Annotated in this window: 9 protein-coding genes; 8 read left to right on the top strand and 1 reads right to left on the bottom strand. The window is 67.4% G+C overall.

Annotated features, from left to right (window positions below; translation table 11 throughout):
- Positions 1-24: 24 nt before the first annotated feature.
- From C2H86_RS00175 to C2H86_RS00160, 4 genes are all read left to right on the top strand, one after another.
- The gene (locus tag C2H86_RS00175; RefSeq protein ID WP_159410918.1) at positions 25-1,230 is read left to right on the top strand and encodes an acyl-CoA dehydrogenase family protein; all 1,206 of its coding nucleotides are present in this window, start codon (positions 25-27) and stop codon (positions 1,228-1,230) included.
- The gene (locus C2H86_RS00170) at positions 1,227-2,381 is read left to right on the top strand and encodes an acyl-CoA dehydrogenase family protein (RefSeq protein ID WP_159410917.1); all 1,155 of its coding nucleotides are present in this window, start codon (positions 1,227-1,229) and stop codon (positions 2,379-2,381) included. Before C2H86_RS00175 ends, C2H86_RS00170 begins: the two co-directional genes overlap by 4 nt.
- A 22-nt stretch (positions 2,382-2,403) precedes the next feature.
- Entirely contained in the window at positions 2,404-4,092 is a 1,689-nt protein-coding gene (locus C2H86_RS00165; protein WP_159410916.1) for a class I adenylate-forming enzyme family protein, read from the top strand.
- A gap of 108 nt (positions 4,093-4,200) precedes the next feature.
- Positions 4,201-5,559 carry a DUF1329 domain-containing protein gene (locus tag C2H86_RS00160; RefSeq protein ID WP_159413031.1) on the top strand — a complete coding sequence of 453 codons (1,359 nt, stop codon included), beginning with the start codon at positions 4,201-4,203 and terminating at the stop codon, positions 5,557-5,559.
- Positions 5,560-5,929: 370 nt separating this feature from the next.
- Here the strand turns inward: C2H86_RS00160 and C2H86_RS00155 are convergent, their stop codons facing one another.
- Positions 5,930-7,255, bottom strand: coding sequence for a spinster family MFS transporter (locus C2H86_RS00155; RefSeq protein ID WP_159410915.1), 1,326 nt, complete (start codon positions 7,253-7,255; stop codon positions 5,930-5,932).
- A gap of 239 nt (positions 7,256-7,494) precedes the next feature.
- Here C2H86_RS00155 and C2H86_RS00150 point away from each other — a divergent pair, with 239 nt between their 5' ends.
- The 4 genes from C2H86_RS00150 to C2H86_RS00135 are packed head-to-tail and all read left to right on the top strand — an operon-like array spanning position 7,495 to position 13,219.
- A complete protein-coding gene (locus C2H86_RS00150; protein WP_159410914.1) occupies positions 7,495-8,577 on the top strand; it encodes an alkene reductase in 1,083 nt (360 codons plus the stop codon).
- Positions 8,574-10,427 (top strand): long-chain-acyl-CoA synthetase, encoded by a 1,854-nt coding sequence (locus tag C2H86_RS00145; protein ID WP_159410913.1) that lies wholly within the window; start codon positions 8,574-8,576, stop codon positions 10,425-10,427. Before C2H86_RS00150 ends, C2H86_RS00145 begins: the two co-directional genes overlap by 4 nt.
- Complete coding sequence (locus C2H86_RS00140; RefSeq protein WP_159410912.1) at positions 10,420-11,574, top strand: MBL fold metallo-hydrolase; 1,155 nt, start codon at positions 10,420-10,422, stop codon at positions 11,572-11,574. Before C2H86_RS00145 ends, C2H86_RS00140 begins: the two co-directional genes overlap by 8 nt.
- Entirely contained in the window at positions 11,552-13,219 is a 1,668-nt protein-coding gene (locus C2H86_RS00135; RefSeq protein WP_159410911.1) for a DUF1302 domain-containing protein, read from the top strand. The genes C2H86_RS00140 and C2H86_RS00135 overlap by 23 nt, the downstream gene beginning before the upstream one ends.
- The last annotated feature ends 7 nt before the right edge of the window (positions 13,220-13,226 follow it).

Below are 13,226 nucleotides of genomic sequence, written 5' to 3'. Positions count from 1 at the left end.
GGCCTGGGCCGAGGGTTGCACCCGATGAGCACGATAGAGCAATTCAGGCACGAAACCCGTGCCTGGCTGGAAGCCAACTGCCCGCAGTCGATGCGCACCGCCATGGGCGAAGGCGATGTGGTCTGGGGGGCCAGCCAGCCGCAGTTCGCCAATGACGATGCGCGCCTGTGGTTCGAGCGCATGCGCGACAAGCGCTGGTTCTGCCCCGACTGGCCCGAGGCCTACGGCGGTGCCGGGCTGGATGCCGAGCAGCTGGCGGTGCTGGAAAGCGAGATGCGCCGCCTCAAGTGCCGGCCGCCGCAGATCAACCTGGGCATCTGGATGCTCGGGCCGGTGTTGCTGGCCTATGGCAGCGAGGAGCAGAAGCGCAGCTTGCTGCCGCCCATGGCGCGGGGCGAGGTGCGCTGGTGCCAGGGCTTCTCGGAACCCAACGCCGGCTCCGACCTTGCCAGCCTGAAAATGGCCGCCCGTGGCGCCGGCGATCACTTCGTGGTCGATGGCAGCAAGATCTGGACCTCCTACGGCGACAAGTCCGACTGGATGTACGCGCTGGTGCGCACCGACAGCCAGGCGCCCAAGCACGAAGGCATCAGCCTGATCGTGCTGGACATGCGCAGCCCCGGGGTCAAGCCGGTGCCGATCGACCTGATCAGCGGCAAGTCGGCGTTCTGCCAGGTGTTCTTCGATGGCGTGAAGGTGCCCAAGAGCCAGCTGATCGGCCCGCTCAATGGCGGCTGGAACCTCGGCAAATACCTGCTGCAGCACGAGCGCAAGGCCATGTCGAAGTTCGGCGAGTTCAGCCTGCCGTCGCACTTCGACCTGTTGGCGCTGCTGCGCGAATACCTGCCGCAGCCGCGCAGCCAGGGCGAACTGGCGTTGCAGGCGCGAGCGGTGGCCTGCGCCATGGACGAGCATGCCTACGGCCTGACGGTGCAGCGCATGGCCGAGGAGGGGCGTGCCGGCGACGACATCAGCGGCCTGATGGCGATCATGAAACTGCTTCACACCGAGCAGGAACGCGACAAGTTCGAGGTGCTGCTCGACGCCATGGGTGGCCACGCCCTCGGCTGGCAGGCACCGGGCTTCAGCGAGCGCGAGCTGGCGGTGACCCGCGCCTGGCTCAACAGCTATGCGCTGACCATTTCCGGGGGCGCCTCGGAAGTGCAGCTCAATGTCATCGCCAAGCGCGTGCTTGGTTTGCCCGACGGCAAGAAAGGAGTGTCGGCATGAACCTGCGTTACAACGAAGAACAACGCCTGCTGGCCGACAGTGCCCGCGACTTTCTTGCCGCGCGCAGCCCGGTGGCGGCGCAGCGGCGCTTGCGTGACCAGGGCGTGGCGCAAGGCTTTGACAGCCAGCTGTGGCGCGAGGCGGTCGAGCTGGGTTGGAGCGCCATCCCGTTTGCCGAGCACCTCGGCGGGCTGGACTTCGGGTGCATGGGCCTGGGGCCGATCTTCGAAGCCAAGGGTCAGCACCTGTCGGCGACGCCCTTGTTGTCCAGCGTGGTCCTGGCCGGCTCGCTGCTGGCCCTGGCCGGTTCGGCGCAGCAGCACGGCGACTGGCTGCAGGCGGTGATCCGGGGGGAGCGGCGCCTGGCGCTGGCGCTGGAGGAGGGCGCCCGTCACCGCCCCAGCGACGTGGCCATGGCGGCGGTCGCCGAGGGCGACGGTTATCGCCTGAGCGGGGAAAAATTCTGGGTCATCGATGGCGTCGGTGCCGATGCCTATGTGGTGGCGGCGCGTACCGTCGGCCAGCCCGGCGAAGAGGCCGGCATCAGCCTGTTCCTGGTGCCGGCCGACAGCCAGGGCGTGCAGTGCACGGCGCTGCCCCTGATCGACTCGCGCAACAGCGGGCGCCTGCGCCTTGACCAGGTGCGGGTGGGCCGCGAGGCGCTGCTGGGGGAAGCCGGGGCGGCCTGGGCGGTGTTGGACGCAGTGCTCGACCGCGGCCGCGCGTGCCTGGCGGCGGAGTTGCTGGGCGCTGCGCAGCAACTGTTCGAGACCACCGTGGAATACCTCAAGACGCGCGTACAGTTCGACGTGCCGATCGGCTCGTTCCAGGCCCTGCAGCACCGCGCCGCGCACCTGTACACCGAGCTGGCCCTGGCGCGCAGTGCGGTGATGGCCGGCCTTTCGGCACTCGACGACCCGCAACTGGACGCCGCCCGGCGTGGGCGGTTGGTCAGCCTGGCCAAGTGGAAAGCCGGTGATACCGCGCTGCAGGTCGCCAACGAAGCGGTGCAGATGCATGGCGGCATTGGCGTCACCGACGAACTGGATGTCGGCCTGTACCTCAAGCGGGTGCGGGTGGCCCAGGCCTGCCTGGGTGATCGCGACTTCCATTGCGAACGTTATGCCGCCCTCGACGCGGCCTGCGCCTGAGCGCAGCGCCTGGAGAACCCTGATGAGCATTGACCATTGGCGGCACGCCTGGGCGCAGTTGATCGCCCCCGGCTCACCGTTTGAAGTGATGGCCCCGGCCGAAGGTGGCCCGCGGCATTTTCGCCATGCGCCGCGCAACCTGCTGCAGGTGATCGACGCCGCACGGGTGCATGGCGACAAGGAGTTCGTCGTCTGGCAGCAGCAGCGGCTGAGCTTTGCCGAGTATTTCGACGCGGTCGACCGCCTGGCCGGCCAGCTCGCAGGCCGCCTGGGCCTGCGCCCTGGCGAGCGGGTGGCTATTGCCATGCGCAACCAGCCGGCCTGGCTGGTGGCGTTCGCTGCCATCCAGCGTTGCGGCGCGGTGTGCGTGCCGCTCAACAGCTGGGGCCTGCACGATGAGCTGTTGCATGGCGTGAAAGACAGCGGTGCACGCCTGCTGATCGGCGACGATGCGCGCCTGGCCTTGCTCCAGGGCGACCTGGCAGCGGCGGGGCGGACCTTCATCGTGGTCGGGCGCGCCGCCGATGCCGGGTTGCCCGCGCACTGCCTGCGCTACGAAGACCTGCTGGCGGCTGAACCACTGCCGCTGGCAACCGTGGACGTGGCGCCTGAAGCCCCGGCGCTGATCCTCTACACCTCCGGCACCACCAGCCGCGCCAAGGGCGTGCTGTCCAGCCATGGGGCGATTTGCCAGGCGCTGACCGCGTTGGAGTTCCAGGGCGCGTTCTGTGCGCTGACCTCGCCCGAACGGGTGGCGGGCATGCTCGGCAGTGGCTTTGCCTCGACCACCCTGATGGCGGTGCCGCTGTTCCATGTCAGCGGCCTGCACGCGCAGTTTCTCTCGGCCTTGCGCGGCGGCCGGCGCCTGCTGCTGATGTACAAGTGGGATGCCGAGCAGGCGCTGGACCTGATCCGTGACGAGCGCTGCACCCAGTTCAATGGCGCCCCGGTAATGATGCAGCAGCTGCTGGCCTCGCCGCGCTATGACGGCGCCGACACCGCCAGCCTGTTCGGCCTGGGCCTGGGCGGCGGTGCCTCGTCGGCCGGCCTGCTGGACGAAATGCTGGTGCGCAGGCCCCAGGTGATTGCCGGCAGTGGCTACGGCCTGACCGAAAGCAACGGCATCGGCGCGGCGATTGGCGGCGACCTGTTCGCCTACTGCCCGGCCAGCGCCGGCTGGCCATTGCCGATTGTCGAGGTGCGTATTGGCGACGACCCCCTGCAGCCGCTGCCGGCCGGCCGCGAAGGGCTGATCTGGCTGCGCTCGCCGACCTTGATGCAGGGCTACTGGAACCTCGCCGAGGCCAGCCGCCAGACCCTGCGCGACGGCTGGCTCGACACCGGCGACCTCGGTTACCTCGACGACGAGGGCTTCCTGTACATCAGCGGCCGGGTCAAGGACCTGATCAACCGCGGTGGCGAGAAGATTTCCGCGGCCGAGATCGAAACCTGCGTCAGCGACATGCCCGGTGTGCTGGAAGCCGCGGCGTTCGCCGTCGCCGACCCGCTGCATGGCGAAGTGGTGGCGCTGGCGATCCACGGCGCTGCGGCGAGCCTGCCGGCCATTGATCAAGTGCGCACGTTCATCGCCCAGCGCCTGGCGGCCTACAAGGTGCCCGCGCAGGTCTACCGCGTCGACCAGCCATTGCCCCGCAACGCCACCGGCAAGGTGCTCAAGGCCGAACTCAAGGCACGCCTGGGCAGCGCGTGATGTTTAGTCCCTCCGGACGATGCCGCGCCGGCTGGAACCGGAACAATGAAGCCATACCACACGCCTTATCAGCGAAGGAGGCAGTACATGAAAACAACAACAACGGTAATGCTCGCAGCCGCCCTGACCCTCAACAGCGGGCTGGTCACCAGCGCCCACGCCGCCGTACCACCGGCGGAGGCCGCCCGCCTGGGCAAGGACCTGACCTGCGTCGGCGCCGAGCAGGCCGGCAATGCCGAAGGCACCATCCCGCCCTACACCGGCAAGTACCTGGGCGAGGTGCCGGGCTGGAACCACGTCAAGTTCTCCGGTGACCAGCCGGTGGACCCATACGCCAATGAAAAGCCGATCCTGGTGATCACCGCGCAGAACATGGACCAGTATGCCGCGCACCTGACCGACGGGCAGAAGGCGCTGCTGAAGAAGTACCCGACCAGCTACAAGATGAACATCTACCCGGGGCACCGCGACTTCCGTTACCCCGACTACGTGTGCCGGCGGGTGATGGACAATGCCCTGCATGCCCAGCTGGTCAACGATGGGCTGGGCGTCGAGGGCCTGGGCCAGGTGCCATTCCCGATTCCCAAGAACGGCATGGAGGTGCTGTGGAACCACCAGCTGCCGGCACGTGCCTACACCGAGGAGAAGATTTCCGACCTCGCCTCGGTCCTGCCCAACGGCAGCATCGGCTGGGGCCGCGCCCATGCGCGCAACCTGTCGCAGGCCAACTCGCCGACCGTGGAGCCGAAGACTTCCGACATGATCCAGGCGATGAGCTACAACACCACGCTCAAGCCGGCCCGTGATAACGGGGTGATCAGCATTGCCCACGAGCCCTACAACTTCGTCACTTCATCGCGTCAGGCCTGGGCCTACAGCCCGTCGACCCGGCGTGTGCGGCAGATGCCGGGGTATGGCTATGACCAGCCGATGATCGGCACCAACGGCACCATGACCGTGGACGAGGACCGCCTGTTCAACGGCGCACCGGAGCGTTACACCTGGAAGCTGCTGGGCAAGCGCGAGATCTACAGCCCGGCCAACGCCTTCAAGGCCAACGCCGGCACGGTCAAGTACGCCGAGCTGCTGACCCCCAACCACCCCAACCCCGAGTTCATGCGGTATGAGCTGCGCCGGGTGTGGGTGGTCGAGGCCGACCTGAAGGAAGGCTACCGCCATGTGTATGGCAAGCGCGTGCTGTTCATTGACGAGGACACCTGGAACGCGGTGATGGCCGACAACTACGATGCCCGTGGGCAGCTGTGGAAGCATGCCATGATCAATTACTACTACCACCCGGACATGAGTGCCTGGCAGGCAGGGTCGCAGTTCTTCATGGACTTGAACTCGGGGCAGTACACCGGGTATGGCATGACCAACGAGGCGAAGAAGGGGCCGATTCTGAACGAGAGCAAGTTTACCCCGGACATGTATACCGCTGATGCGGCGCGGGCGATTGGGCGTTGATGGGTTGAGGTTTCGGAGGTGAACCAGGCCTGGCAGGGGGGACCCTGCCGGGCCTTTTTGTTGTTTGTGGGATGTTGGGTGCCTGTCTTCGGATTTGCAGGGGGGCATAAATCGAGCGCCGCCCGCGCGGCGCATCGCGAGCTGCGCTCGCTCCTACGTTTGTTTCGGGCCAATTATTCCTGTGGGTTTTGCGCGCGAACGCCTTGGCGCATGGCGCGATATCGTGTCGTACCAACAAGGCGGTCGCGTGGCTCTGTTACAGGCGTTACTGGCCCGAAACAGACGTAGGAGCGAGCGCAGCTCGCGATGCGCCGCGCGGGCGGCGCTCGATCTCACAGGCGCTGAATGTCTCGAGGCAGGCACCCCGGCCCTACACAGCCACCGCGCCAACCACCTTGCCACCCGCCAACCCCTTGATCTGCGCCCGATACCGCGGCAAAGCCACCGTCAGAAACACCGCCGCCAACACCAGCAACACCACCGAAGCCGCCAACGCATACCGCAGCGACTCCCCCTGCAATCTCGGCAGGAACAGGTCACTGAGCATCCCGATCAACAATGGCCCCAGTCCAACCCCCAGCAAGGTCATGGCCATGACAAAGATCGCCGTGGCCTGTGCCAGTCGATTCGCCGGGAACAGATGGGTGATCGCCCCCAGGCAAGGCGTCGCCCACCACACCCCAAAGAAACCGAACGCGCTGTAGAACAGAAACGCCTGGGGCACCGGCGTATCGCCAATGTAAAACGCAGTCCCCTGCGGCCACAGGAAGTAAGCCAGGGCAAACGGAATGCTCAACAGCGTACCCAGCAGCGGCACACCGATCTGCCAGCCGACATCACGCCGGGCCAGGCGGTCGGTGAGCAGGCCGCACACCAGGGTGCCGATGGTCGACCCGCTGCCACCGATCACCCCCACCAGAAAGCCCGCCTGCTGCATGTTCAGACCGTGTGAACGGATCAGGAAGCTCGGGCTCCAGGTACCAATGGCATAGCCCGCGATCGCCGCCGCGCCACCGGTCAGCACCAGCCACGCAAACGACGGCATGCGCAGCAGCTCGCCCAGGGTCTGCAGCCAGCCTTCGGCCGGCGCGGCGCTGGCCTGCTGCAGCCGCACAGGCTTCGGTGCGCGCACGGTCAGCAACAGCAACAGGCCGAGCAGGATGCCGGGCGCGCCGATCAGCAGGAACGCATAGCGCCAGCCATGCTGCTGGGCAATCCAGCCGCCCAGGCCGAGACCGACGATGGCGCCCAGGCTCGAACCGAGCATCAGTACCGCCAGGGCGGTGGAGCGGCGCTGCGGCGGGTATAGGTCGGAGACCATCGCCACCGACGGCGCAGTGCCGCCAGCTTCACCGATGGCCACGCCGATCCGCGCCAGCACCAGGGTAAAGAAGCTGCCGGCCATGCCGCAGAGCATGGTCATCAGGCTCCAGGCCATGCAGCTGAAGGCGATCACCGGCTTGCGTCCGATGCGGTCCGACAGGCGCCCAAGGGGCAGGCCGAACACCGTGTAGAACACCGCGAAGGTTACCCCTGAAAGCAACCCGATACCGGTGTCGGAGATGCCGAATTCAAGCTTCACCGGCTCGATCAGGATCGCCATCAGCTGGCGGTCGATGTAGTTGAAAACATAGATGCTGGCCAGCACCAGCAAGGCGTAGTGGGTACGCCAGGTCACGGGAGGGGATGGGTTCACAGCACAGCTCCGCTTCTTGTTTTAGGTGCGCCCGATGCTCGGCGCATACCGGCGCGATTTCATCGTCTGTTCAGACCAGTTTCGCCGCTGGGCCGGGGCCTTGGCCAGCCCTGCAGCGGGCACTGCAGGACTAGTCTCGACGGACGATGTTTCGCACCTGGCCAGGGTGAATCATTCAGCTCATCTCCGGTGTCGCGCGGCCCTTGCGCACCGGCAACAAGAAGAGTGAAGGAGCTGAAATGAGCATCTTGTTCGAGCCTGTGCGGCTGGGTGACCTGCAGTTGGCCAACCGCATCGTCATGGCCCCGATGACCCGCAGCCGTGCCGACCGCCAAGGTGTGCCGGGCAGCGACATGGTCGCCTACTACCGCCAGCGGGCCAGCGCCGGGCTGATCGTGGCCGAAGGCACCGCGCCTTCGGCCAGCGGCCTGGGCTACTGCCGTACTCCGGCCATCTACAGCGCCGAACAGGTGAGCGCCTGGCGCCAGGTGACCCGCGCCGTGCAGGCTGAAGGGGGGCGCATCGTGTTGCAACTGATGCACGTCGGGCGCGCCGCCAGCCACCATAACAAGCCGCTCGGCGCCGCCACGGTGGCGCCCTCGGCGATCCGCGCCCGCACCCAGCTGTTCAGCGACACGGCCGGGATGGTCGACACCGAGATGCCCGAGGCGCTGTCCCTTGAGGGCATTGCCGGGGTGATCGACGACTATCGCCGGGCCGCGCTGAATGCCCGCGAGGCGGGCTTCGATGGCGTCGAGCTACACTGCACCAGCGGTTACCTGCCCATGCAGTTCATGGCCGCCGGCAGCAACCAGCGCGACGATGCCTATGGTGGCGACGCCCGCAACCGGGTGCGCTTTGCCGCAGAGGTGCTGGCGGCCATGGCGGGCGCCATTGGCGCGGGCCGGGTCGGCCTGCGCTTGTGCCCCGCCAACCCATACAACGACATCGACGACCACGAGCCGGCCGTGACCAGTGCGGCGCTGTGTGCGGCGGTGGCGCCCTTGAACCTGGCCTACCTGCATGTCATGCGCTCGCCGCTGCCAGGGCTCGATGCGTTCGCCCTGGCGCGCAGCAACAGCACCCAGGCGCTGATCCTCAACGATGGCTTCGACGGGGCCTCGGCGCAGGCTGCGCTGGCGGCGGGCGAGGGCGCGGCGGTGTCGTTCGGCCGGCACTTCATCGGCAACCCGGACCTGGTCGAGCGCCTGCGCCACGGGCGGCCTCTGGCCGGCTTCGACCGCAAGACCCTGTACACCCCAGGGGCACGCGGCTACAGCGACTACCCCCGCTGGCAGGCCTGCGCGGAGGTGGCGCAATGAACCTGCCTCAAGCACTGCACGCCCCGGCGCAACAGCCGGTCAGCCGCGAACAGACCCAGGCCCTGCTCGACCTGCGCAGCGCTGCCAGCGCGCAGATCAAGCCCCGTGACCTGTACACCCTGGCCGACCGCCTGGAAGCGCAGGCCGATCGCCACGGCGAGCGCCCGTTTCTCATCTATGGCGAGCAGGTGCTGAGCTACGCCGAAGTCGACCGCCTGGCCGACCAGGTGGCCCATGCCTGCCTGGCCCGTGGGCTGCGCCCCGGTGACGTGTGCGCGCTGGCGATGGAGAACCGCCCGGCGTTCTTCGCCTGCTGGTTCGGCCTGGTCAAGCTTGGCGTGGTGGTGGCGTTCATCAATACCCAAGTGGCCGGCAAGCCCCTGGTGCATGCGCTGCAAACCACCCACGCCAAGGCCCTGCTGGTCGGCGAGGAGTGCCTGGGCAATCTGCAGGCGACCGAAGGCTTGCCGCCGCTGCCGGTGTGGCTGGTCAACGACGCCGAACAGCCTTGGCCGGTTGAGCTACCGGCCGGTATCGACACCACGTTCGCCCAGGACCTCGCCGCCGCGCCGCGCAGTCGCTTCCCGCGGGCGCTGCGTGCGGATATCGAGGCCCAGGCGCCGACGCTGCTGATATTCACCTCGGGCACCACCGGCCTGCCGAAGGCGGCGCGCTACAGCCACATGCGCTGGATGTCGTCGGGCGATGTGATGGAAGTGACCTTGCAGGCCACCCACGACGATGTGTTCTATTGCTGCCTGCCGCTGTATCACGGCGCAGCCGCCACTTCGGTCACCTCCACGGCCCTGCGCGTGGGTGCGAGCATCGTGGTGCGGCGCAAGTTCAGCGTGCGCGAGTTCTGGAGCGACGTGGCGCGTCATCGCATCAGCGTGTTCCAGTACATCGGTGAAATCTGCCGCTACCTGCTCAACCGCCCGGTCCAGGCCGGGGAGCGCGAGCACAGCCTGCGCTGCATGCTCGGCGCCGGCCTGTCGGCGGAGGCCTGGCAACGCTGGGTCGAGCGCTTCGGCCCGATCCAGGTGTTCGAAGGCTGGGGTGCCACCGAAGCCAACACCAACCTCATCAACGTCGACAACTACCTCGGCTCCTGCGGCCGGGTGCCGGACTGGAACCGCACCAACCTGCGCCTGGTGCGCTACGACGTGGAGAACGACTGCCACCCACGCGACGCCAACGGCTTCTACCAGCTGTGCGAAGTCGGTGAGGTGGGCGAGGCCATGGGCTTCATCGTCGACCACCCCGACATCGGCGGCGGCCGCTTCGAGGGGTATACCTGCGCGGCAGCCACCGAGAGCAAGATCCGCCGCGATGTGCTGCAGGCCGGCGATGCCTGGTGGAGCTCGGGCGACTTGCTGCGCCAGGATGCCGATGGCTATTGCTACTTCGTCGACCGCATTGGCGACACCTTCCGCTGGAAGAGCGAGAACGTTTCCACCCAGGAGGTGGCCGATGCCCTCAGCGACCTGCCGGGCCTCGAACTGATCAACGTCTACGGCGTGCAGGTGCCGGAGCACGAAGGCAGGGCGGGCATGGCCGCCGTGCTGATGCAGCCGGGGGAGGTGTTCGACCCGCAGGCGTTCTACCAGCTGACCGAAGCGCGCCTGCCGCGCTATGCCGCGCCGCTGTTCGTGCGGGTGAGTGCGGCGGCGGACCTGACCAGCACTTTCAAGCTGCGCAAGGTTGATTTGCAGCGCCAGGGCTACTGCCCACAAGCCTGCGCGGACCCGCTGTTCATCCGTGACGAAGGCAGCGCCAGCTATCAGCCCTATTCGCGGCAGATGCTGGCCCGGGTCGGGCTGCCAGCCTTCATCGGTGGCCAACATGGCTGAGCTCAACGCGCAAGGCCACGAACTGGCGAGCGGCCTGCGCTACCCCTGGCCGCAGGCGCAGGGCAGTGGCGAATGGCGCGAGGTGCTGGACGGGGTGTGGTGGCTGCGCATGCCGCTGCCGTACCGCCTCGACCATATCAACCTGTACCTGCTACGCCATGGCGAGGGCTGGGTGGTGGTGGACACCGGCATGAACACTGCGCAGACCCGTGACGCCTGGGAGCAGGTGTTCACCGGGCTGTTCGCCGGGCAGCCGGTGCTGGCGGTGATCTGCACCCACTATCACTCCGACCATGCAGGCGTCGCCGCCTGGCTCGCCGAGCGCTACCGCTGCCCGATCTACATGACCGCCAGCGAGTACCGCTCGCTGTACGTGACGGTGCCTGCGGGGCAGGCGCCGGGTTGGGATTTCCACGACTTCCACGCCAAGGCAGGCTTTACCGACGAGCAGATCGACGAGCTGTACCGGTTGATCCAGAGCGGCCACTTCCGCCCGCTGCATTTCAACAGCTACCGGCGCCTGCAAGACGGCGACCGCCTGCCCATCGGCAACCGCCAGTGGCGCGTGGTGGTGGGGCGCGGCCATTCCCCCGAGCACGCCTGCCTGTATGCCGAAGACGGCAGCGTGCTGATTGCCGGCGACCAGGTACTGCCGCGCATCACCCCGACGGTGGGCGTGCATGCCACCGAGCCCGAGGCCGACCCGCTGCGTGACTGGCTGGCCTCGCTCGAACACCTGCGCAGGCTGCCCGACAGCGTGCTGGTGCTGCCGGCCCACGAGCGGCCGTTCTACAACCTGCATGCGCGCCTGGACCAGTTGCAGGCGCATCACCAGGCCCAGCTGTCGCGCCTGCTGGCCAGCTGTGACGAGCCGCGTAGCGCGCTCGAACTGATGGCCGTGGTGTTCCCCAAGCTGTCAGGTCGTTTCGACGAACTGATGGCGCTTGGCGAAACGTTGGCCCACGCCAACTACCTCATGGCCGAAGGGCTGCTGGTGCGCGAGCTGCACCAGGGGCAGCACCGCTACCGCCGTGGCACGCCGGGGCAACCCGCAGCCATGCCCGGCCCGACGGCAACGTTGACCATTCCAGGCAGCCAGCCGGTTGCCCTTCAGGAGAGTCCGTGTGATCGACAAGAACAACAATAACGATACTGGCCTTGCCAGCCGCGGCTTGCCGCTGGCCGGCCTGACGGCGGCGATTGCCCTGGCATCGGCGTCGGCCTGGGCGGGGGAGACCATCGAGTTCGACAATGGCGCCACCATCGACTGGTCGGTGACCACCAGCTACGGCATCGGCGTGCGCCTGGCCAAGCCCAGCGACCGCCTGATGGGGGTCAACGCCGACGACGGTGACCGCAACTTCAACCAGGGCAGCCTGACCACCAACCGCCTGGGCGCACTGGGCGAGATGATCATGCGCATGGACAACTACGGCGCCGTGGTGCGCGCCAGTACCTTCTACGACGACGTCTACCACCGCAAGAACGACAACAATTCGCCCGCCACCGTCAACAAGGACGGTGACAACGACGAATTCACCAGCGACGCCAAGTACTACAGCGGTGGCCGTACCCGCCTGCTGGATGCCTACGTGTTCGGCGGCTGGCGCTTCGACAACGACTCGATGCTCGACGTCAAGGCCGGCCGCCATATCGAGTCCTGGGGCGAGAGCCTGTACTACCCAGGGGTCAACGGCGTGCAGAACCCCTCGGACGCGGTCAAGGCCGCGCAACCTGGGGTCGAGGTCAAGGAAGTCCTGCTGCCGGTGGGCCAGGTGTCGGCTTCGTACCGCTTCAACCCGCAGTTCACCTTCGGCGCCTACCTGCAGTACGAGTGGAAGGGCACCGAGCTGGCCCCGGTGGGCAGCTACCTGTCGGGCACCGACGTGATCGGCCCGGGCCGCGAGTTCCTGATCACGCCGACCGGCAACGTGCCTTACCGTGGCACCGACGAGCCCCGGGACAGCGGCCAGTGGGGCGTGCAGCTGCGCTACCGGCCGGTGCCGGCCCTGGAGCTGTCGCTGTTCCACGTCAACTACCACGACAAGAACCCGGCCACCGCACTGGTCGGCTACAGCCCGGTGCCGGTGGGCGGCGGCCTGTTCGCCTTCGCCGCCAACGGCTACCGGGTGAAGTATTTCGAGGACATCAAGCTCACCGGCATCAGCGCCTCGACCAAGCTCGGCGAAACCCAGATCGGCGGCGAATGGTCGTACCGCGACGGTGCACCGGTGATGGTCAACACCGGCCTCGGGCCGACCCCGGCGCGCGGCAAGGGCCAGCAGTTCCAGCTCTCGGCCATGCGCGTGCTGGGCGACCGGCCATGGGCCAGCCAGACCACCCTCACCGGCGAGATCATCCACGTCAAGGTCGACAGCGTCGATGCCACTTCTGCGGCCGGCAACCTGCAGGGCGTGGCGTTGCTGCCGAGCCTGGCACCTTTGGTCGCGGCCTCCGACAACTACACCTACAAGACCGCGACCGGCTGGCGCTCGCGGGATGCCAGTGCCTACACGGTGGGCGCTTCGTTCAGTTACCCGGGGGTGTTCCAGGGCTGGGACCTGGAAGTGCCGGTGCGCTTCTCCAACGTGTTCAGCGGCTCGACGCCCATGGCCGGGAGCATCTCCGGTGTGCAGGGTGACCGCCGCATCAGCGTCGGCACCACCTTCAAGTACCTGGGCAACCTGGAAGCTGCGCTGACCTATGTCGGCTACCTCGGTTCGCCCGACCCGATCAAGCGGCCCTACGCCGACCGTGACTACGCCACCTTCTCGTTGAAATACACCTTCTGACCGATCA

Source organism: Pseudomonas putida (assembly GCF_009883635.2).
In the GTDB taxonomy this organism is placed as follows: domain Bacteria; phylum Pseudomonadota; class Gammaproteobacteria; order Pseudomonadales; family Pseudomonadaceae; genus Aquipseudomonas; species Aquipseudomonas putida_W.
This window is presented reverse-complemented; position numbering and strand designations above follow the sequence as displayed.